The sequence below is a fragment of the Cryobacterium sp. SO2 genome (assembly GCF_026151165.2).
Lineage (GTDB): Bacteria > Actinomycetota > Actinomycetes > Actinomycetales > Microbacteriaceae > Cryobacterium.
In genome coordinates this window covers 1,359,922-1,379,437 of sequence record NZ_CP117849.1, presented here as the reverse complement: position 1 = coordinate 1,379,437, position 19,516 = coordinate 1,359,922, and the positions used below count along the sequence as shown (strand labels likewise).

20 protein-coding genes are annotated in these 19,516 nt (G+C 69.2%); 6 read left to right on the top strand and 14 right to left on the bottom strand.

The annotated features are described in order from the left end of the window. The 11 genes from recA to dapA all read right to left on the bottom strand — a co-directional run bounded on the left by recA (position 1) and on the right by dapA (position 12,361). Positions 1 to 1,143, bottom strand: coding sequence for a recombinase RecA (recA, locus tag BJQ94_RS06295; protein ID WP_265399076.1), 1,143 nt, complete (start codon positions 1,141 to 1,143; stop codon positions 1 to 3). Between the two features lie 368 nt (positions 1,144 to 1,511). Then, positions 1,512 to 1,733 carry a DUF3046 domain-containing protein gene (locus BJQ94_RS06290; RefSeq protein WP_088455723.1) on the bottom strand — a complete coding sequence of 74 codons (222 nt, stop codon included), beginning with the start codon at positions 1,731 to 1,733 and terminating at the stop codon, positions 1,512 to 1,514. Between the two features lie 54 nt (positions 1,734 to 1,787). Continuing rightward, positions 1,788 to 2,096: a helix-turn-helix transcriptional regulator gene (locus tag BJQ94_RS06285; protein ID WP_066594354.1), complete on the bottom strand. Its 309-nt coding sequence runs from the start codon at positions 2,094 to 2,096 to the stop codon at positions 1,788 to 1,790. Between the two features lie 166 nt (positions 2,097 to 2,262). After that, the gene (locus BJQ94_RS06280; RefSeq protein ID WP_265399075.1) at positions 2,263 to 2,790 is read right to left on the bottom strand and encodes a CinA family protein; all 528 of its coding nucleotides are present in this window, start codon (positions 2,788 to 2,790) and stop codon (positions 2,263 to 2,265) included. Position 2,791: 1 nt separating this feature from the next. After that, positions 2,792 to 3,394: a CDP-diacylglycerol--glycerol-3-phosphate 3-phosphatidyltransferase gene (gene pgsA / locus BJQ94_RS06275; RefSeq protein WP_265399074.1), complete on the bottom strand. Its 603-nt coding sequence runs from the start codon at positions 3,392 to 3,394 to the stop codon at positions 2,792 to 2,794. Between the two features lie 4 nt (positions 3,395 to 3,398). Then, positions 3,399 to 6,302 carry a DNA translocase FtsK gene (locus BJQ94_RS06270; protein WP_265399073.1) on the bottom strand — a complete coding sequence of 968 codons (2,904 nt, stop codon included), beginning with the start codon at positions 6,300 to 6,302 and terminating at the stop codon, positions 3,399 to 3,401. A 144-nt stretch (positions 6,303 to 6,446) separates the two neighbouring features. Then, positions 6,447 to 7,673, bottom strand: a complete 1,227-nt coding sequence (locus BJQ94_RS06265; protein WP_265399072.1) for an ABC transporter permease — start codon at positions 7,671 to 7,673, stop codon at positions 6,447 to 6,449. Continuing rightward, positions 7,670 to 8,404, bottom strand: coding sequence for an ABC transporter ATP-binding protein (locus BJQ94_RS06260; RefSeq protein WP_265399071.1), 735 nt, complete (start codon positions 8,402 to 8,404; stop codon positions 7,670 to 7,672). Before BJQ94_RS06260 ends, BJQ94_RS06265 begins: the two co-directional genes overlap by 4 nt. After that, entirely contained in the window at positions 8,401 to 9,453 is a 1,053-nt protein-coding gene (locus BJQ94_RS06255; protein WP_265399070.1) for an efflux RND transporter periplasmic adaptor subunit, read from the bottom strand. The genes BJQ94_RS06260 and BJQ94_RS06255 overlap by 4 nt, the downstream gene beginning before the upstream one ends. A gap of 195 nt (positions 9,454 to 9,648) precedes the next feature. Beyond that, positions 9,649 to 11,325, bottom strand: coding sequence for a ribonuclease J (locus BJQ94_RS06250; RefSeq protein WP_265399069.1), 1,677 nt, complete (start codon positions 11,323 to 11,325; stop codon positions 9,649 to 9,651). Between the two features lie 58 nt (positions 11,326 to 11,383). Further along, complete coding sequence (gene dapA, locus BJQ94_RS06245) at positions 11,384 to 12,361, bottom strand: 4-hydroxy-tetrahydrodipicolinate synthase (protein ID WP_265399068.1); 978 nt, start codon at positions 12,359 to 12,361, stop codon at positions 11,384 to 11,386. A gap of 156 nt (positions 12,362 to 12,517) precedes the next feature. On the opposite strand from dapA, the gene BJQ94_RS06240 reads away from it, so the two are divergent. The 5 genes from BJQ94_RS06240 (at position 12,518) to BJQ94_RS06220 (ending at position 16,807) form a co-directional block, all read left to right on the top strand. Next, positions 12,518 to 12,958 carry a thioredoxin family protein gene (locus BJQ94_RS06240; protein WP_265399067.1) on the top strand — a complete coding sequence of 147 codons (441 nt, stop codon included), beginning with the start codon at positions 12,518 to 12,520 and terminating at the stop codon, positions 12,956 to 12,958. A 32-nt stretch (positions 12,959 to 12,990) separates the two neighbouring features. Beyond that, complete coding sequence (locus tag BJQ94_RS06235) at positions 12,991 to 13,476, top strand: DUF4395 domain-containing protein (RefSeq protein WP_265399066.1); 486 nt, start codon at positions 12,991 to 12,993, stop codon at positions 13,474 to 13,476. 108 nt (positions 13,477 to 13,584) lie between these two features. After that, complete coding sequence (locus BJQ94_RS06230) at positions 13,585 to 14,010, top strand: OsmC family peroxiredoxin (RefSeq protein ID WP_265399065.1); 426 nt, start codon at positions 13,585 to 13,587, stop codon at positions 14,008 to 14,010. Positions 14,011 to 14,029: 19 nt separating this feature from the next. Then, positions 14,030 to 14,914 carry a TIGR01777 family oxidoreductase gene (locus tag BJQ94_RS06225; RefSeq protein WP_265399064.1) on the top strand — a complete coding sequence of 295 codons (885 nt, stop codon included), beginning with the start codon at positions 14,030 to 14,032 and terminating at the stop codon, positions 14,912 to 14,914. Between the two features lie 900 nt (positions 14,915 to 15,814). Further along, positions 15,815 to 16,807: a hypothetical protein gene (locus tag BJQ94_RS06220; protein WP_265399063.1), complete on the top strand. Its 993-nt coding sequence runs from the start codon at positions 15,815 to 15,817 to the stop codon at positions 16,805 to 16,807. 207 nt (positions 16,808 to 17,014) lie between these two features. Here BJQ94_RS06220 and BJQ94_RS06215 read toward each other — a convergent pair whose 3' ends face one another. After that, positions 17,015 to 17,458 (bottom strand): tetratricopeptide repeat protein, encoded by a 444-nt coding sequence (locus tag BJQ94_RS06215; RefSeq protein WP_265399062.1) that lies wholly within the window; start codon positions 17,456 to 17,458, stop codon positions 17,015 to 17,017. Next, positions 17,455 to 18,270 (bottom strand): 4-hydroxy-tetrahydrodipicolinate reductase, encoded by an 816-nt coding sequence (dapB, locus tag BJQ94_RS06210; protein ID WP_265399061.1) that lies wholly within the window; start codon positions 18,268 to 18,270, stop codon positions 17,455 to 17,457. The genes BJQ94_RS06215 and dapB overlap by 4 nt, the downstream gene beginning before the upstream one ends. A gap of 59 nt (positions 18,271 to 18,329) precedes the next feature. Between dapB and BJQ94_RS06205 the strand changes: the two genes are divergently transcribed. After that, positions 18,330 to 18,812 carry a GNAT family N-acetyltransferase gene (locus BJQ94_RS06205; RefSeq protein ID WP_265399060.1) on the top strand — a complete coding sequence of 161 codons (483 nt, stop codon included), beginning with the start codon at positions 18,330 to 18,332 and terminating at the stop codon, positions 18,810 to 18,812. Positions 18,813 to 18,869: 57 nt separating this feature from the next. Here the strand turns inward: BJQ94_RS06205 and BJQ94_RS06200 are convergent, their stop codons facing one another. After that, positions 18,870 to 19,472 carry a histidine phosphatase family protein gene (locus tag BJQ94_RS06200; RefSeq protein ID WP_265399115.1) on the bottom strand — a complete coding sequence of 201 codons (603 nt, stop codon included), beginning with the start codon at positions 19,470 to 19,472 and terminating at the stop codon, positions 18,870 to 18,872. Positions 19,473 to 19,516 lie beyond the last annotated feature (44 nt).

Here is a 19,516-nt window from a genome sequence, read left to right as displayed (position 1 = left end):
CTAGGCGCCCTTCCGCGCGCCGGCCTTGGGCGCGATGGAGGCGACCTTGGCACCGTCGGTACCTGTGGCCAGTCCGTTCGCCGCGGCCTCGGCTGCTGCCGCGGCGGTGGCGGCGTCATCCGTGGCCTTCTTGGCGGCCTTGCCCTCTGCGCCGATGCCGAGCTTGTTCTTGATCTTGGTCTCGATCTCGTTGGCCATGTCGGGGTTGCGCAGCAGGAAGTTGCGCGAGTTCTCCTTGCCCTGGCCGAGCTGGTCGCCGTCGTAGGTGTACCAGGCGCCGGACTTCTTGACGATGCCCTGGTCGACACCGAAGTCGATCAGGCTGCCCTCGCGGGAGATGCCGACGCCATAGATGATGTCGAATTCGGCCTGCTTGAACGGCGGCGCCATCTTGTTCTTGACCACCTTGACCCTGGTGCGGTTACCGACGGCCTCTGTGCCGTCCTTGAGGGTCTCGATGCGGCGGATGTCGAGGCGCACCGACGCGTAGAACTTGAGTGCCTTTCCACCGGCTGTGGTCTCCGGGCTGCCGAACATGACGCCGATCTTCTCGCGCAGCTGGTTGATGAAGATCATGGTGGTGTTGGTCTGGCTCAGACCACCGGTGAGCTTGCGCAGCGCCTGTGACATCAGGCGGGCCTGCAGGCCCACGTGGGAGTCGCCCATCTCGCCTTCGATTTCGGCACGGGGCACCAGGGCCGCGACGGAGTCGATGACGATGAGGTCGATCGAGCCGCTTCGCACGAGCATGTCGGCGATCTCGAGCGCCTGCTCGCCGGTGTCGGGCTGGGAGACCAGGAGGGCGTCGATGTCGACGCCGAGCTTCTTGGCGTATTCCGGGTCGAGGGCGTGCTCGGCGTCGATGAAGGCGGCGATGCCGCCGTTCTTCTGCGCGTTGGCGATGGCGTGCAGGGTGAGGGTGGTCTTACCCGAGGACTCCGGGCCGTAGATCTCCACGACGCGGCCGCGGGGCAGCCCGCCTATGCCGAGGGCGACGTCCAGCGCGATCGACCCGGTGGAGATGGTCTCGACGGGTGCGCGCTCGTCGCTGCCGAGGCGCATGATCGAGCCCTTGCCGAACTGGCGGTCAATCTGGGCGAGGGCGGTGTCGAGTGCCTTCTCGCGGTCTGCTGCTGATGCCATGGTGTGCTCCTTCGGGTCGTGCGCGTGGCGCCTATAGGCTGTCGTTCCGGCCACCGGGAAGACCCCGGCGACCGTCCTCGACAAGGCTGGTGCGCAGGTCGTTGACGAGCCTGACTGTACGCGGCACCCCCGACACTGGCCGGGAGGCACCGCTACTGTGCATAATCCGTCTTCGACTTCTACTGTGGAGGAGCCTACCAAGAACCGAACACGCATTCGACGGTGTTGCGGTGTGTCGGAAACCGCGGTGCCGGAAATCTTCGCCGGAGGACGTGCAGGGCCGGTGACAGACGAACGGCCCGGCTGGGTGAGCCGGGCCGTTCTGGGTCATGGGATGTTTCCGGCGCTCGGGCTGGTCTGCGGGACGGTCAGCTGCGCGCCGGCGGCAGGCCTGCACCGTGGCGCCTGGCCGGCGGGACATCCGTCTCGGCGCAGAGCGCCAGCCAGACATCGCGGGCGGGAACGCCGCCGGCAAGGGCCTGATCGGCCGTGCGTCCGAGCGGACCGAGCACCAGGTCCCTGGTGAGGACCCGGCCGTAACTCTCGCCGAATTCATCTTTCAGGGCCTGGCGGAATTCGCTCAGTCTCATGGTGTGCTCATTCGGATGCTGCGTTCAGTCGGTGCCGCCGTGATGGTGGCCGACTTAGCGCACCATCATGCTGGCGTCGAACTTCGCAACCAGCTCGTCGGGCACGGTGTCGGGGAAACGATCGATTCCCTCGATGACGGCCAAACGGTCGCCGACCTCGCGCATGATGACTGAAATGGGGGTCTCCAACGCCTCTGCGACGGAAGCCAGAATCTCAGATGAGGCTTCCTTCTGGCCGCGCTCCACTTCGGACAGGTATCCGAGGGCCACACTGGCCTTACTCGCAACCTGACGCAGTGTGCGCCCCTTCTGCAGGCGGAAGTCCCTGAGCACATCGCCGATTTCCTGACGAACAAGAATCATCGGAACCTCCTTCTTCGTGCTGTCTGAACTGCTGGGGCCCACTCAACTGGTCAGTTTCGTGTGGCGGATGGCCAACAGTACCCTATCCATCCGACACCTCGAGATTACCGAGGATGACTGGACTTTTCTTGTGAATATGCCTTCTGTAACCCACCGGTAACACGAACTATTCCGCGAATTCGGGCTTTCCGGGTTCCATCAGCTGACGCACAGCTTCGATCGCCTGCTCGACGGCCTGCGCCCGGATCTCTGCCCGGCCGCCCGTGAAGCTGAACCCCATGGCCCGCACACTATCCCCGAACGACACTCCCAGGTAGACCGTGCCGACGGCCTGCCCGTCTTGTTCATCGGGGCCGGCCACCCCGGTGGTGGCGATGCCGATGTCGGCCGGGCGCCCGTCGACGGCCAGGGCGGTGCGCACGCCGCTCGCCATCTGCCTGGCCACCTCGGGGTGCACGGCCCCGTGCTCGGCCAGCACTACAGCGTCCACGCCCAACAGGGTGTGCTTGAGCGGCGTCTGGTAGGCCACGACTCCCCCGGCCAGCACGGCGGATGCGCCGGGGATGCGCACAAGCTCGGCCACGAGCAGTCCGCCGGTCAGCGATTCCGCCACGGCGATGGTGAGGTGCCTGGCGGTGAGGGTGGCGACCAGGTCTGCCGCGGCATCCGTGGCCCTGGCCGACTCAGCGGGCATCTCAGGCCTGGCTGGTGGGCTTGGGCTGACGGTTCTCCCGGCGGGCGGCGACGAGGTATTCGACGCCCGTGTAGACCGTGAGCAGCAGAGCGAGGGTCATGGTGATGGTGTTGACCCAGTCGATCCAGCCGCCGAAGACCAGCCAGAGTGGCAGCAGGGCCAGCGAGATCGCCACCGATTGCATGATGGTCTTGAGCTTGCCGCCGCGGGAAGCGGGGATGACCCTGTCGCTGAGCATGGCGAAGCGGAACACGGTGATGCCGATCTCGCGCACCAGGATGACGATGGTGACCCACCAGGGCAGCTCGGCCAGGATCGACAGGCCGATCAGCGCGGCGCCGGTGAGGATCTTGTCGGCGATCGGGTCGAGCAGCTTGCCGAGGTCGGTGACCAGGTTGTACCGCCGGGCGATGGCCCCGTCGACACCGTCGGTGGCGATCGCCACGATGAACAGCACAGCGGCCCACCAGCGCAGCGCGCCATCTGCGCCGTTGTCGGCCAGCAGCATCCAGAAGAACAGCGGTGCGAGCAGGATGCGCACGATGGTGATGACGTTGGGCAGGTTCCAGTTGGACGCCTTGGCCGGAGTGGTCGGTGTAGCCATGGGGTCAGTCCCTGTCGGTGAGTTGCCAGGCGTCCTCGTCGGAGTCGCCCTCCTCCTCAGCGTACCCTTCACTCATCTTGGCCACCGGGTCGTCGGCGTAGCGGGGGTCGGGCGCGGCCTGCTCGTGCGCCTGCTGACGCTGCGATTCTTCGAACTGCGAGCGGGCGGTGGCGGCGTGGTGCTCGGCGTCTGAGCCGCGCAGCTTGGCCAGCACGCTGGGCAGTTGTTCGGCGGTGACGAGAACGTCGCGGGCCTTTGAACCCTCCGACGGGCCGACGATCTCACGGGACTCGAGCAGGTCCATCAGGCGGCCGGCCTTGGCGAAGCCCACGCGGAGCTTGCGCTGCAGCATCGAGGTGGAGCCGAACTGGGTGGACACCACGAGCTCGGCGGCGGCGAGCAGCACCTCGAGGTCGTCGCCGATGTCGGAGTCGATCTCCTTGCGCGGCGCCTCGGCGGAGACGTCGGGCCGGTAGTCGGGCCTGGCCTGCTGGGTGACGTGCTTGACCACACGTTCGATCTCGGACTCGTTCACCCAGGCGCCCTGCACCCGGAGGGCCTTGGAGGCGCCCATCGGCAGGAACAGTGCGTCGCCCTGGCCGATCAGCTTGTCGGCGCCGGGCTGGTCGAGGATGACCCTGGAGTCGGTGACGCTCGTGACGGCGAAGGCCAGACGGGACGGCACATTGGCCTTGATCAGACCGGTGACCACGTCGACGCTGGGGCGCTGGGTGGCCAGCACCAGGTGGATGCCGGAGGCACGGGCCAGCTGCGTGATGCGCACGATCGAGTCTTCGACATCGCGCGGGGCGACCATCATGAGGTCGGCGAGCTCGTCGACCACCACGAGGAGGTAGGGGTAGGGCTTGAGGGTGCGGGCGCTGCCGGCGGGCAGCACGATCTCATTGTTGACGACGGCCTTGTTGAAGTCGTCGATGTGCCGGAATCCGAAGCTGGCCAGGTCGTCGTAACGCATGTCCATCTCCTTCACGACCCACTGCAGCGCTTCGGCTGCCTTCTTGGGGTTCGTGATGATGGGGGTGATCAGGTGCGGCACGCCGGCGTAGGCGGCGAGCTCGACGCGCTTGGGGTCGATCAGCACCATGCGCACGTCGCTGGGCTTGGCGCGCATGAGCAGGCTCGTGATCATCGAGTTCACGAAGCTGGACTTACCGGATCCGGTGGAGCCGGCCACGAGCAGGTGGGGCATCTTGGCGAGGTTGGCGATGACGAACCCGCCACCGACGTCCTTGCCGACGCCGATGGTCATCGGGTGGGTGCTGTTGGTGGCCGTGCTCGAGCGGAGCACGTCTCCGAGGGTGACGATCTCACGGTCGGTGTTGGGGATCTCGATGCCGATGGCGCTCTTGCCGGGGATCGGCGAGAGGATGCGCACCTCGTTGGAGGCGACGGCGTAGGAGAGGTTCTTGCTCAGCGCGGTGACCCGCTCGACCTTGACGCCGGGGCCGAGTTCGATCTCGTACTGGGTGACGGTGGGGCCGCGGGAGAAACCGGTGACGCGGGCGTCCACCGAGAACTGGCTGAGCACCTCGGTGATGGACTTGACGATCTCGTCGTTGGCCGCTGAGCGGGCCTTGGCCGGCGGGCCGGCGGTGAGGGTCGTGGCCGACGGCAGCACGTACGGCAGCACGGGCTCTTCGCCGAACTTGTACTCGCCCACGCTGCGGTCCACCGCGGTGGCCGCCTCGTCGAGGTCGTCGAGGCCCGGCAGCTCCTCGGTGAGGCCGGCCGGGTCGTCGGCGTGCAGGCCCGTGCTGCGCGGCAGCGGTTCCACCTCGCCGGTGAAGCGCTTGATGGCTTCCTCGGCCTTGAGCAGGTCTTCGAGCACCTCGGTGCCGTAGTGGTCCTGGTGAACCGGTTCCTTCGGGGACTCGAGGGCGGAGTCGAAGCCGCCCTTGGCCGCATCCGCCCCGTGGTTGAGCAGGGTGCTGAGCGGGTCGGCGGCCGGCGGGGCTGGCTCGTCGGACTCGCTCGACATGGCGCTGGAGAAGTCGGGGTCCTCCTCGCGCTTGCTGGTGTTGCGACGCCACCAGGGCAGGGCGCCCTCGTCGGTGTCGTCGTCCTGGGCCGGGTCGAGGCCGTCGAGCTCGATCTGCTTGGTCTTGAGCGCCTGGATGCGCTCGTGCTTGGCTTCCTTCGCCGCCGCCCGTTCCTCGGGTTCGGCCAGCGGGGTGCCGAACAGCCAGGCGTAGAGCTCGCGGCTGCGCTCACCGATCTTGTTCGGCGGGGTCTTGGTGATGATGAAGAGGCTGAGGATGAGCAGCAGGATCACTACGATGGCCGCGCCCACGGTGGTGATCAGGAAGATCAGCGGGGCGGCGATCATCCAGCCGAGGACACCGCCGGAGAGGGCCAGCACCTCCACGCCCTGGGTGGGCGCGGGCTGGCCGCCGAAGATGTGGCACAGCCCGGAGACCGTGACCAGCAGCAGCGACAGGCCGATGCCGATGCGGCCGTTGTCGTGCACGGAGCTCGGGTTGCGGAACAGCCAGATCGCGAAGAGCAGCAAGATCACCGGCAGGGCGAAGGCCAGCCGGCCGAAGAGGGCGCCGAAGGTCCAGGCATCCAGGGTCTGAGCGATCGGGTCGTTGATCAGGAACCACTCGATGACGGCTCCGGCGATCGCGAGCAGCACGAGGAAGAAGGGCAGGCCGTCGCGGCGTTCCTCCTTGGAGAGCTGCTCGGGGCCGAGCGCGCGCGCGGCGCCGCCGGACACGTGGGCCAGGCCCATCCACAGCCGCACGCCGAGGCCGGGCTTGGTCTCGGCCGCCGGGAACTTGACGGTTTTTTGGTTCGTGGTGGTGCCGGCCTTGGTGCGCGCGGTCGTTCCGGTGCCGCGCGCAGGCGTGCTGCGGGCACGCCCGGTCGACTTAGTGCTCGTAGCCATGTGTTCCACGGTACCGCCGAGCGCCGACATCGGCGTGAGCCCACGCCCAATTACCCGGGCGTGACCCGTTCAGGACTCCACGAAAGCGGCCCTGGGGCTGCTTCGGGAGAGCCGTGGCGACCACACGGCCGCTTTCGCGAGCGATCAATAGCGGATGGCGTCGATCACCTTGACGCGCACCGCCACGAGGGCCGGCAGCAGGCCGGCCAGGGCGCCGACACCGACGGAGCAGGCCAGGCCGAGCAGGGCCGCCTCCACCGGGAACGGCGGGAAGTCGGTGACCATGCCCTGGGCGATGAAGCCCTGCACGACCGGGTTGGTCACGATGAGCACCGCCCCGATCACGCCGACGACGCCGGCCACCACGGTGGCGACGATGCTCTCCATCATCACCGAGAAGAACACCCGGCCGGCGGTGGCGCCGAAGCTGCGCCGCACGCCGATCTCGCGGATGCGCTGCTTGAGGGTGACCAGGGCGATGTTCACCAGTCCCAGTGCGCCGAGCAGCAGCACGAGGCCGGCCACTCCCCCGACCAGCAACTTGATCGACGCGAACGGGTCCTCGTTGTACGCGGCGTAGTCCTGCCGGCTCACCGACACCTCGGTGCCGGCGCCGAGCGCCCCCTGGACATCCCGCTGCAGCGCCGTGATCAGGTCCTCGCTGATCTCCGGCGGCACCCACAATTCGTAGTTCGGGGTCATGCCGCCCGCCGCGAGCTGATCGGCGGGCGTCAGTGCGGTCAGCGTGTCCATGAGCAGGTACATGGCCGGTTCGGTCTCCCAGACGCTCACCGGGTAGACGCCGGTGATCACGGCGGTGGTCGGAGTGGCGCCGAGCAGGGTCGTGGTGGGATGCGTGGCCAGGTCTGGCCGGCCGATCCTGTCGTAGAAGATCTGATTGACGAGCACCGCCGGTGCGAGGCGCTCAGCGTCGTCCTCGGCGAACCAGGAACCCTCGGAGAGGGTCACCCGGTGCATGGTGCCGTAGGGCTGGTCGACGCCCATAACCTGCACGGGCACCGCGCCATCCGTGAACTGTACGGTCTGGGTGGAGTACAGCACCCGGCTGGCGTACTCGATGCCGTACCGTTCGAGTTCGGTCGCCCAGAGTTCCTGCATGACCTCGGGATCGATGATGCTGCCATCGCTCGAGGATGCATACAGCGAGAGCGTGGCGCTGCGCCCGCCGCTGCGTTCGTTCTGCTCCACGATGGACTGTTGCGCGACGGCGCCGAGGCCGACGACGGTGGTGATCGCGCAGACCGCGACGGCCACGCCGATCAGCGACAGCATCACCCGGGTCTTGTGGATGCGCAGCTCCTGCCAGGCCTCCACGAACGAGCCGACCACGTTGCTGAGCAGCCGGTTCATGCCGGGACCGTCTCGAGCTGGTCATCGAACGGAGCGGGCGCGGCCAGCGCGCCGACGGCCGTGAGCACGCCGTGGTCCAGGCGCAGGTGCCTGGTGGCGAGGGCGGCGATGGCGGGGTCGTGGGTGATGGTGATCAGGGCCGCGCCGGAGCCGGTGGCGACCTCGTCGAGTAGGGCCATCACGTCGGCGCCGGTCTCCAGGTCGAGCGCGCCGGTGGGCTCGTCGGCCAGGATCAGCCGCGGGCCGCGCACCAGCGAGCGGGCGATGGCCACGCGCTGCTGCTCGCCGCCGGAGAGTTTGTCGGGCATGGCCCCGAGCCTGTGGCCGAGTCCGACCCGCTCGAGCATCTCGGTGGCGATGCGGGCGCGCTGCCAGAACTGCTTGCCGTTGGCGTAGAGCAGGGGCGTCATCACGTTCTCCAGCGCCGTGCGGCCCTGCAGCAGGTTGAACTGCTGGAAGATGAAGCCCACGTCGCGGCCGCGCACCCGGTCGCGCTCGGCGGACGAGAACGACTTCACCGGCCGGCCATCGAATTCGAGGTCACCGGAGGTGGGGTTGTCGAGCAGCCCGAGCAGGTTGAGCAGGGTGGACTTGCCCGAACCGCTGCGGCCCACGACCGAGACCCGGTCCCCCACGGCGACGTCGAGGTCGACGCCGGAGAGGATCGTCAGCGGCGGACCGTCGATGAGTTCGACCGTGCGGGTCACGCCGGCCAGGTGTAGGAGCGTCAATGGAGTGTCGTTCCGGTGTCGGCGCAGATCTCGCCGGGGTTCAGGCAGTCGGTCGGGGCGACGGCGCCGGGTACGAACTGGTTGATCAGGTCGCCCTCCGCGAGTCCCTCGACGACCTGCACCGAGGTGCCGTCGTTCATGCCCAGGGTCACCGGGCGCTCCTCGGTGGTGCCGTCCTCCAGCACGAACCAGACCACGCCGGTCTCGGCGGAGCCCTTGACGGCGGTGGTGGGCACGACGAGTACGTTCTCGGCCTTGCCGCCGGCGATGGTGATCTGCGCGGCCAGGCCCGGGAACACGGTGACCTCGGCGGGGATGGCGCAGCTGACGGTGGTGCCGGATGCCGCAGTCCCGCTCCCGGTGTCGGCGCCGCCGGCCGTGGGGTCGGCATCCGCCCCGGCCAGCGGGGTGCTGATGCGCAGCCCGGTGCAGGTGAACGGGGCCGGCCCGTTGGTGATGGTGATGGACGCCTCGGTGGGCTGGGTGACCAGCCGGTACTGCTGTTCGGGGCTCAGCGAGCCGCTCACGGAGTAGCTGGGCGGGGCGACCTGCCCGGTGACGTCACCGATGGCGACGGACTGGCCGTGGATGACGGTGAGCGCGCTGAGCACGCCGCTGGCGGGCGCGAAGACCTTCTCGAAGGTGATCGCGGGCTTTGGCTGGGTGATGGTCACCAGGCCGGTCTCGTCCGTGGTCTCGACGGGGTCGAGCACGGTCTCCACCTTGATGTCGTAGAGCTTGTCGCCCGCCGTGACGGTCTGGCCGGGGGCGAAGAAGAGCTCGTCGACGGTGCCGATGGCCACGGCCTTGACCGGCACCGCGGCGTCGGCGGACACGGTTCCCGGCAGGGTGACGTCGTTGGTGATGGTGCCCAGGGCCACCGGCACCTGCGGTTCCACGATCTGCCCGGTGGGCTGGGCCGGGTCGAGGGCCTCAGCGGTGTCGGCGAAGAACGCCAGTTTCACCAGGGCGACGGCGATCGCGGCCACCACCAGCAAACGGAGGATCGGAAAGACCCATTTGCGCATCACATTCACTGATTCCCCCATGCTCGGTCGCACCTCTCCGGTGACGGCTGGCTCGAGCCTAGGGGCAGTTCAGGCCCGTCGGGGCCGCTTTCGGGCAAAATCCTCCTGAAGGATGACCCCCACTTCGGCGGGGTCCGACGACAGGCCCAGACACACGCCAACCCCCGGCGCCGAGGGCGGCCGGGGGTTGGCGGATGGTGCGGTTGACGCGTTCGGTTACGCCTCGATGATCATCGGGACGATCATCGGGCGGCGGCGGAACGACGCCTGCACCCAGCGGCCGACGGTGCGGCGCACGACCTGCGTGAGCGCGTAGGTGTCGTGGCTGCCGCTCTGGGCGGCCTCGGCCAGCGCGGCCTCGATCTTGGGCCGCACGGAGTCGAAGACCGAATCGTCTTCGGCGAAGCCCTTGGCGTGGATCTCCGGGCCGGTGATGATCTTGCCGGTGGACTTGTCGACCACGACGATGATCGAGATGAAGCCCTCTTCGGCCAGGGTGCGGCGGTCGGTGAGGTCGGCTTCGGTGATCTCGCCCACGGTGGAGCCGTCGACGTAGACGTAGCCGAGGTCGAGCTGGCCGACCTTCTTCACGACGCCGTTGCGCAGGTCGAGGACGGTGCCGTCCTCGGCCAAGATCGCGTTCTCGACCGGCACACCGCTCTGCACCGCGAGCTTGGCGTTGGCCACCAGGTGGCGGTACTCGCCGTGCACGGGCAGCACGTTCTTCGGGCGCAGCACGTTGTACACGTAGAGCAGCTCGCCGGCGGCGGCGTGTCCGGAGACGTGCACCTTGGCGTTGCCCTTGTGCACGACGTTGGCGCCGAGCTTGGTGAGGCCGTCGATGATGCGGTAGACCGCGTTCTCGTTGCCGGGGATCAGGCTGGAGGCCAGGATGACGGTGTCGCCGGGGCCGACCTCGATCTGGTGCTCCATGTTGACGATGCGGCTGAGCACAGCCATCGGCTCGCCCTGCGAACCGGTGGACATGTAGACGATCTTGTTGTCCGGGATGTTCCCGGCCTTCTTGAAGTCGATGAGCACACCGTCGGGCACCTTGAGGTAGCCGAGGTCGGCGGCGATGGTCATGTTGCGCACCATCGAGCGGCCGAGCAGGGCCACGCGGCGGCCGTTGGCGTGTGCGGCATCCAGAACCTGCTGCACGCGGTGCACGTGGCTGGAGAAGCTGGCGATGACGACCCGGCGCGGGGCGCGGGCGATGACGTCTTCCAGGACCGGGCCGATGGCGCGTTCGGACGGGGTGAAGCCGGGAACGTCCGCGTTGGTGGAGTCGACCAGGAACAGGTCGATGCCTTCGACGCCCAGACGGGCGAAGTCGCGCAGGTCGGTGATGCGGTTGTCCAGCGGCAGCTGGTCCATCTTGAAGTCACCGGTGTGCAGCACGCTGCCACCCTCGGTCTTGATGGCCACGGCGAGGGCGTCGGGGATCGAGTGGTTGACCGCGACGAACTCGAGGTTGAACGGGCCGAGGCGTTCCTTCTGGCCTTCCTTCACCTGCAAGGTGTAGGGGGTGATGCGGTGTTCTTTGAGCTTGGCCTCGATGAACGCCAGCGTCAGGCCGGAGCCGATCAGCGGGATGTCCTGGCGCAGCTTGAGCAGGTAGGGAACCGCGCCGATGTGGTCTTCGTGGCCGTGCGTGAGCACAACACCGACGATGTCCTTGAGGCGGTCCTTGATCGGCGTGAAGTCCGGCAGGATCAGGTCGACACCGGGCTGGTGCTCCTCGGGGAACAGCACGCCGCAGTCGACGATCAGGATTTTGCCGTTGATCTCGAAGGTGGTCATGTTCCGGCCGATTTCGCCGAGTCCGCCGATGGGCGTGACGCGGAGAGTCCCCTTGGGGAGCGCGGGCGGTGCGTATACGTCGTTGGGCATAAGCCCTCCTATATGTGGAGTTGGTGGTGCTGGAGTTTGTGGTGCGTTCGTGTTGCTTTTAGCGTGTGGTTCCGGCGACCTTGGGCAGCGCGCCACCTGCGGCGGCATTGCGGTCGGGCCGGAAGTTGGTGAAGTCGACACCGGGGATGTTGCGGACGAGGTCGATTTCGTCTTCGATCATGGCGGCCTCGGATTCCTCGGGGCCGACGAGAGGCAGGCGCACGCGGGGGCTGCCGATGCGGCCCAGCCCGTGCAGGATGTACTTGGCCGCGACGGTGCCGGGCACGTGGGTCATCACGGCGCGCACGAGCGGTTCGAGCTGCTGGTGCGCCAACGTGGCCGTCTTGAGGTCGCCGGCGTTGACGGCATCCACCATCTGGCGGTACGGCGTCGCGGCAATGTTCGCGGTGACGCCGATCAAGCCTGTGGCGCCGATCGACAGGTGCGGCAGCACATTGGGGTCGTCGCCGGAGAAGTAGAGCAGGTCGGTCTGGTTGAGCACCCGGCTCACCTGCGCGAGGTCGCCCTTGGCGTCCTTGACCGCGAGGATGTTCGGGTGCTTCGCCGCCCGCAGGATGGTCTCGTACATGATCGGGATGCCCGTGCGCCCCGGGATGTCGTACAGGATGACCGGCAGGTCGGTGGCATCCGCGATCATGCGGAAGTGCGTGAGCACACCCGCCTGGGTGGGCTTGTTGTAGTACGGCGTGACGATCATGTTGCCGTCGGCGCCGGCCTTCTCGCTCTGCCTGGCCAGCTGCATGGCGTGGGCGGTCTCGTTGGACCCGCCGCCGGTGATGATCTTGGCCCGGCCGGCCGCGACGTCTTTGCCCACCTCGACGAGCCGGAGCTTCTCCGGGTCGGTGAGGGTGGAGGTTTCGCCGGTGGTGCCGGTGACGACGATGCCGTCCGCTCCGGCGGTGATGACGTCGTCGATGTGCTTCTCGACGCCGGCCCAGTCGACCTCTCCGTCTGCCGTGAATGGTGTCACCAGGGCGACGAGGACCTGCCCGAACGGGTTGAAAGGAGTAGACACGTTTTACAGGTTATCGTCTGGAGCGCCCTCCCGCGCCGCCCGCAGCCTTCCGCGCGCGTTTTTCCGGGCGTCCGGTAACGCACTCGGGGTCGCCGGCGGGCGTAATCTGCCGTCACACGCCGGTTCGGCGGGCGGCCCGGGCGTAATCTCGCTGGCATGAATCCCGCCGCCGCCCTGCTCGTGATCGTGCTGCTGGTCGCGGCCGCCACCGGGCTCGGCCTGCTCTGGCGCCGTCGACAGGGCCGGCTCACGGCGGGCTCGGGCCGCGACGCATGCGAACCGGTGACCGCGGCCCAGCTGGGCAGCTCGGAGCCGCTCGGACACCAGGCGACGCTGCTGCAGTTCTCCACCGAATTCTGTGCCCGCTGCCCCGGCACGGCCGTGCTGCTGCGCGAGGTGGCGGATGCCCGCACCGGCGTGCAGCACCTGGACGTGGACCTCACCCACCGGGCCGACCTGTCCCAGCGGTTCAACATCCTGCAGACGCCCACCACGCTCGTTCTCGATGCCGACGGCCGGGTGCGCGCCCGGGTGGGCGGGGTGCCGAACCGGGCCACGCTCGTCGCCCATCTCGACGAGCTCGCCCGCACCGTCTAACCCTCCCGCCGACCGACAGATCAGGATCCCCGATGACCCAGCAGCCCGCCCCCGCCCGGAAGCCGGCCGGAATCGACCCGCGCGGCCCCCGCTTCGGTGCCTCGATCACCGCCGTTGTGCTGCTCGTGGTGATCTTCCTCGCGCTCGTGGGTGCATCCGGTGCCGCGCTGGCCCTGCTCGCCCTGCAGACGGTCGTCTTCGCCTGGGGAACCTTCGCGGGCGTCGCCCGGCATCCGTACGGGCTGCTTTACAAGACCCTGGTGCGCCCGCGGCTCGGCGCGCCGGCGGCGCTCGAGGACCCGGCGCCGCCCACCTTCGCGCAGGGCATCGGCCTCGTCGTCGCCCTCGCCGGCGTCGTGCTCGGACTGGCGGGGGTGCCGGCCGGCGTGCCCATCGCCGCCGCGGCAGCGTTCGTGGCGGCGTTCCTCAACGCGGTGTTCGACTACTGCCTGGGCTGCCAGCTGTACCTGCTTCTTGTTCGGGCGCGCATCATCGGCCGCGGGCCGGCCTCGGTCTAGCGTCGACCTACCCGCTGGTACGCTCCCCTGCGTATCGGCAGGGAATTCCCTGGGAGCGATCCAGGCCTGCCGGTTAGGCTGGTGATCCACTTTCCAGGAGGTAACACCATGGCCCTGACCAGCGAAGCAACCACCGTATGGACCGGCGACCTGATGGCCGGGTCCGGCACCGTCACGCTCGATTCCTCCCACGCCGGGTCGTTCCCGGTGAACTGGAAGGCCAGGGCCGAAGGCACCGCGAACACGACCAACCCCGAGGAACTGCTGGGCGCCGCCCACGCCTCCTGCTTCTCGATGGCACTCGCAAACATCCTCGCCGGTGCCGGCCACACGCCCACCAGCATCCAGACCACCGCGGCCGTCACCTTCGTCGCCGGAACCGGCGTCACCGGCAGCCACCTGCTCGTGAGCGCCAGCGTGCCGGGGATCACCGAGGACGAGTTCGAGGCGTTCGCGCAGGATGCGAAGGTGAACTGCCCGATCTCGCAGGCCCTGACCGGGATCCCGATCACCATCGAAGCCGAGCTGGCCTAAGCGGCAGCCGGACATCGTCATGCGAGTACTCATTTCCGGAGCCTCCGGGCTGGTCGGCACGGAGTTGCGCCGTCAGCTGGAGGCGGCAGGACACACCGTCGTGCGCCTCGTGCGTCGCCCCACGCGCAGCTCGGCCGAGATCCTGTGGGATCCGGCGACGCTGAGCCTGGACCCCGCGGTCTTCGACGGCATCGACACCGTGGTCAACCTCTCCGGAGCCTCGATCGGGCGCCTGCCCTGGACCGCGTCCTACCGGCGCCAGATCATGGAGTCGCGGGTGCAGGCCACCCGCACCCTCACCGACGCGATGCGGCGCTCCGCCACGCCGCCAGCCGTGCTGCTCAACGCGTCAGCGGTCGGGGTCTACGGCAACCGGCCGGGCGAGGAGCTCACCGAGGAGTCCGCGCCCGGCAGCGACTTCCTCGCCACCGTGGTCACCACCTGGGAGGCTGAGGCACGCCTGGCCCCCGAGAACACCAGGGTCGTGCTGCTGCGCACCGGGCTGGTGCTCGCCAAGGGCGGCGCCCTGAAGCCGCTGCTGCCGATCGTGCGTCTTGGCCTCGGCGGCCCGCTCGGCCGCGGCACGCAGAGCTGGCCGTGGGTGAGCCTGCACGACGAGGCCGCCGCGATCGTGCACCTGCTCACCTCCTCACTGAGCGGCCCGGTGAACCTCACCGGCCCCACCCCGGCCACCGCCAACGATGTGATCAAGGCCGTCACCGTCGCGCTGCGCCGGCCGTTCCTCGTTCCGGTTCCGGAGAAGGTGCTCACCCTGGCCTTGCAGGATGCCGCCAGGCAGCTGCTGCTCGCCGACCAGCGGGTGAGTTCGGCCAAGCTGGAGGCCGACGGGTTCAGGTTCACCCACCGCACGGCCGCCGAAGCTGTCACCTGGATGCTGCGCTAGCCGCCCCGCTCTGCCCCGCTCTGCCCCGCTCTGCCCCGGCCCGCCCGGCCCTGTTCCGCCGCTGACGGGCCGGGCCGGGCGCCCGGGTCACACGCCGTTACGCGGGCACCGCGCCACCCCCACATCCGGGCTCCACCGCGCTGCGCGGGTCACACGCCGTTTCGCGGGCACCGCGCCACCCCCGCACCCTTGGTCCACCGCGTTACGCGGGTCACACGCCGTTACGCGGTCACCGCGCCAGGCCTATTTCGGGCAAAATCGCGCTGCGCGGGTCACACGCCGTTTCGCGGGTGGCGTGCCACCCCCACACCCTTGGTCCACCGCGTTACGCGGGTCACACGCCGTTACGCGGGCACCGCGCCAGGCCTATTTCGGGCAAAATCGCGCTGCGCGGGTCACACGCCGTTACGCGGGTGGCGTGCCACCCGCGAAACGGCGCCGCACCCGCGCATCGCCTGCACAGCTCACCAACGGGTGCCCGCCGGTGCCCGCCGCAGACCGCGCGTCTACCTGGCCTGTCCCGGGACCGGGGCAGATCTCCCACTGCGTCAGAGTCCCAACAGCGGCAGGTCCGACACAGAAACGAGTCCATCACTGCGGCAGGTCCTACACAGAAACGAGTCCGTGACACCGGCGGGTCCTTCATCAAGGCCAGTCTTGGACGGCGGCAGGTTCCATACCGTCAGATCCATCACATGCCAGTCTGGAACACCGGCAGGTTCCTCCCCGCAGAGCCGTCACAATCCAGTCCTTCACGGTGACAGGGACTTTGCGGCGGCAGATCCTGCCCACGGCCAGCCCGTCACAACGGCCGCCCCTGCACAGGGGCCAGTGACCGCCATTTCGCACGGAACGAACCCAACGCCAGGCCCGGCGACGACGAGCGCCGACACTGGCCGCATGACTGAATCCCGCGACCAGAGCGCCTCCCCACCGGCCCTCCCCCCTGAACTACTCCTCGCCGCCGACTATCGGCGCGCGTTCGGCGGTGACCTCCGCCTGCGGCGCGGTGCCGAGCGCGGCCACCTGCATCGCCTTGGCTGGGGCCGATACACGCCGATGGCGGTCTGGGAGGCGCTCGACCGCGACCAGCGGTATGCCCTCCGGGTGCGGGCCGCCGCGCTCGGCCGGGGCGGCGCGCTGCCGCTCTCGCACCAATCCGCGGCGGCGGTGTGGCAGTTGCCGCTGTTGGCACCGTGGCCGGAGGATGTGCACTTCCTCACCGAACGGGCGACAGGGGGACGTTCGGAGCCCGGCGTCCGCAAGCACGCGGTGGGCTTCGATGCCCGGGATGTGGAGCTGCGCGACGGCGTGCTGGTCACGACGGTCGCTCGCACGGTGATTGACCTGGCAACCGTGGTGGATCTCCGGTCGGCGGTCGCGGCCGCAGACCGGGCCCTGGCCATCGACCGGTCCGGACGAACGATGCCGCTCACCGACCGGGCGACGCTGCTCGAGACGTGGGAGCGGATGCTGCCCTTCCGCGGCTCGGTGCGGGCCCGAACTGTGATCGACTTCGCGTCACCCCTGTCGGGCTCCCCCGATGAGTCCGGAAGCCGGGTCAGCCTCGCGCTGGCCGGGTTCACCGAACCTGTGCTGCAGCATCCGTTCGAGGTCGACGGCCGCACTGTCTTCACGGACTTTTTCTGGCTGCACCTGCGCGGGGTGGGAGAAAGCGATGGCCGGGTGAAGTACTTCGACCCCGTCATGCTGAACGGACGCACCCCCGCTGAGGTGGTGTACGAGGAGAAGGTGCGGGAAGACGCCATCCGCCGGCAGGTGCTCGGCTTCGTGCGGTGGGACCACGCCACCGGGTTGAGCGTGCCGCGTTTGACGGCCCGGCTGGCGGTGCTGGGCCTCACCCCTGGCCGTCCCCGGTTGTGGGAGCGCTGAGACCCGGCCGGTGGATAGTTGGGCGGAGTTGCGCGGGTCATACGCCGATTCGCGGGTGGCACGCCACCCGCGGAACGGCACGGCACCCGCGCAACGGCTCGCGGCGCGCATCGGCTGGCGGCGCGCGCGGCTCAGGGCGCGGAACTGCTCGGAGCGGAACGGCTCCAGGCGAGGAGCGGCACGGAGCGGCTCAGGGCGCGGAGCGGCTCAGTGCGCCGACTTCTCCAGGGACATCGCCGTGCGCAGGGCGCCGCGCGCGCGGCGACGGTCGCCGGAGGCGTCGTAGGCCAGTCCCAGCCGGAACCAGGCCCGCCAGTCCTCGGGGGCGGCATCCACGGCGTCGCGGTACCCGGGGAACTGGGCGTCGGCGGCCTCGCGGTAGGGGCGGCCGCTGGGCCGGCTGGGCAGGTCATTGACCGGCAGCTCGCCCTCGGCGTCAAGCTGGGTGACCAGGCGTTCGCACCGGAGGCCGAAGAGGATCTCGCGCACCAGGGCCCAGGCGCCGATGATCGGCAGCACGATGAGCGCGACCCCGATGAGGATGCCGACCGGGTCGCCGCTCTGCACGAACAGCACGGCTCGCCAACCGACGAGCACCAGGTAGAAGACCAGCAGGAGGGCCATCACGACGACGGCGATACGGCCCTTCATTCGCCAGGCTCCATCTCGGCCTCTTCGGGTTGGGCCGGCGGCACCGCCGGTGCCGGGGCAGCCTCGGCGGGCTCGCCGGCCAGGCCGAGGTCGATGAGCTGGTCCAGCCCCACGGTGACGCCCACACAGTCGCGGGCGGCGGCCAGGGCCACCAGGATGCCGCGTTCGTAGGCGTCGGCCGAAAGGGTGTTGTGGGTGATGGTGAGGGTCTCCCCCGCACCGCCGAAGATCACGTCCTGGCGGGCGAGCACCCCGGCCAGCCGCAGGCTGTGCACCGGAACCGTGGCGATCTGCTGGCCGCGGGCGCGCTGGTCGATGTGCGGGGCGGCGACGGGGCCGAGGCCGGCGCGGGCGGCAGCCATCAGCTCGGCGGTGCGCACCGCGGTGCCGGACGGGGAGTCGACCTTGCCGGCCTGGTGCGCCTCGACGATCTCGATCGAGTCGAAAAACCGCGCGGCGAGGGCGGCGAAGGCCGTGCCGAGCACGGACCCGAGCGAGAAGTTGGGGATGATCACGGCGCCGACATCCGTGCGGCCCGCGAGCCTGTGGCCGAGGGTGTCGATGCGGGCCTGCGACCAGCCGGAGGTACCCACCAGGACGCGGATGCCGTTGTCGAGGGCGAAGTCGACGACGCCCTGGCTGACCGCCGGCACGGTGAGGTCGATGGCCACATCCGCGCCGAGCATCTCGGAGAGGGCACTGGCCGAGTTGAGTCTGGCGACCAGGTCGTACCCCGGATCCTTGTCGACCAGGTCGCAGACCAGGCGACCCATCTTGCCCGTTGCGCCGATGACGGCCACCCGTGTTGTCATGCTGCCAATCTACCAAGCGTGGCGGTTGCCCCCGGTGCCGGGGCACGTAGCCTGGGTGCATGCCAGAATTCACCGCGGTCTCCGTGACCGATGCCGGCTCGATCGCCCTGCTCACCCAATACTTCAGCGACCGGGCGTCGACGTTCCCGCACGCCGGCGGGTACCGCACGACATTCCCGGCCCCCGAACAGTTCGTGCCGCCCCTCGGCCAGTTCCTGCTCGTGAGCGACGAACCGGGCTCCCGCACCTTCGTCGGCTGCGGCGGCATCCGTCGCATCGACGACGGGGCGGATGGCGCGGTGCGGTTCGAGGCGAAGCACCTGTGGCTGCAACCGCAGGTGCGCGGCCGCGGCTGGGGTCGGCTGCTGCTCGCCGAACTCGAGAAGCGGGCCAGGGGCTTCGGGGCCACCGAGATGGTTCTCGACACGAACGCGAGCCTCGAGGCGGCCGGCAAGCTGTACCAGCGCTCCGGCTATGAAGACGTGGTGCCGTACAACGACAACCCCAACGCAACGAACTGGTACCGCAAGGTCCTCGTCTAGCCGCCCGTGCGTGGCCGTCGGCGGTGCTGGTGAGCCGGGCAGGTGAGCCGGGGCCGGTTAGAAGAGCAGGGGGTCGGGCAGACCGGTGCGCAGCTCGACGGGCAGGTGGCCGAGGTCGTTGTGCGTGACCAGCGACCACGGGCGGCCGGGCTTCTGCTGCAACACGGTGAGGCCGCAGTTGGCCTGGTTGATGCTGATCCAGCGCCAGTCGGGGGCGCCGAGTACCTCGCGCACGAACCAGCCGATCACGAAGTTGTGGGTGATCAGCAGGTCGTGCCGGGGTCCGCGCTGCGGGTGCAGGAACTCCGCGGCGGCGTCTTCCATCTGGGCGCGGCCGGCCTCGATCTGCGCCTCGCTGACGGAGTTGAAGAACGGCGAGTACGACTGCGGCATCTCCGGCGCACGGCCGGTGGGGATGCAGTCGAACAGCAGCGGCGACGCGACCGGGGTGAGCGACGGCAACCGCTCGGCGATGATCGCCGCGGTCTCTGCGGCGCGCTGCAACGGGGAGTGCCAGGCGCCGGTGAACGGCACCCCGCCGAGGCGTTCGGCGATGAGGTGCGCCTGCCGCTTGCCTCGCGGGGACAGCGGGCCATCCGGGAGGCCGTACTCGGCATCCTGTTGTTCGCCGTGTCTCACGAGGTAGAGGTACTGGGGCATCATCGCCCTTTCGGTTGGTGGAGCGTCGAGCCGGATCTGGGGCT

Bases quoted from the DNA above. Each gene is read 5' to 3' on its own strand.
- dapB (WP_265399061.1), bottom strand. From the start codon at position 18,270: ATGACAACACGGGTGGCCGTCATCGGCGCAACGGGCAAGATGGGTCGC.
- BJQ94_RS06220 (WP_265399063.1), top strand. From the start codon at position 15,815: ATGACTGAATCCCGCGACCAGAGCGCCTCCCCACCGGCCCTCCCCCCT.
- BJQ94_RS06285 (WP_066594354.1), bottom strand. From the start codon at position 2,096: ATGATTCTTGTTCGTCAGGAAATCGGCGATGTGCTCAGGGACTTCCGC.
- BJQ94_RS06255 (WP_265399070.1), bottom strand. From the start codon at position 9,453: ATGGGGGAATCAGTGAATGTGATGCGCAAATGGGTCTTTCCGATCCTC.
- BJQ94_RS06290 (WP_088455723.1), bottom strand. From the start codon at position 1,733: ATGAGACTGAGCGAATTCCGCCAGGCCCTGAAAGATGAATTCGGCGAG.
- BJQ94_RS06230 (WP_265399065.1), top strand. From the start codon at position 13,585: ATGGCCCTGACCAGCGAAGCAACCACCGTATGGACCGGCGACCTGATG.
- BJQ94_RS06215 (WP_265399062.1), bottom strand. From the start codon at position 17,458: ATGAAGGGCCGTATCGCCGTCGTCGTGATGGCCCTCCTGCTGGTCTTC.
- BJQ94_RS06240 (WP_265399067.1), top strand. From the start codon at position 12,518: ATGAATCCCGCCGCCGCCCTGCTCGTGATCGTGCTGCTGGTCGCGGCC.
- BJQ94_RS06250 (WP_265399069.1), bottom strand. From the start codon at position 11,325: ATGCCCAACGACGTATACGCACCGCCCGCGCTCCCCAAGGGGACTCTC.
- recA (WP_265399076.1), bottom strand. From the start codon at position 1,143: ATGGCATCAGCAGCAGACCGCGAGAAGGCACTCGACACCGCCCTCGCC.
- BJQ94_RS06225 (WP_265399064.1), top strand. From the start codon at position 14,030: ATGCGAGTACTCATTTCCGGAGCCTCCGGGCTGGTCGGCACGGAGTTG.
- BJQ94_RS06265 (WP_265399072.1), bottom strand. From the start codon at position 7,673: ATGAACCGGCTGCTCAGCAACGTGGTCGGCTCGTTCGTGGAGGCCTGG.
- BJQ94_RS06205 (WP_265399060.1), top strand. From the start codon at position 18,330: ATGCCAGAATTCACCGCGGTCTCCGTGACCGATGCCGGCTCGATCGCC.
- BJQ94_RS06280 (WP_265399075.1), bottom strand. From the start codon at position 2,790: ATGCCCGCTGAGTCGGCCAGGGCCACGGATGCCGCGGCAGACCTGGTC.
- BJQ94_RS06270 (WP_265399073.1), bottom strand. From the start codon at position 6,302: ATGGCTACGAGCACTAAGTCGACCGGGCGTGCCCGCAGCACGCCTGCG.
- pgsA (WP_265399074.1), bottom strand. From the start codon at position 3,394: ATGGCTACACCGACCACTCCGGCCAAGGCGTCCAACTGGAACCTGCCC.
- BJQ94_RS06235 (WP_265399066.1), top strand. From the start codon at position 12,991: ATGACCCAGCAGCCCGCCCCCGCCCGGAAGCCGGCCGGAATCGACCCG.
- BJQ94_RS06200 (WP_265399115.1), bottom strand. From the start codon at position 19,472: ATGCCCCAGTACCTCTACCTCGTGAGACACGGCGAACAACAGGATGCC.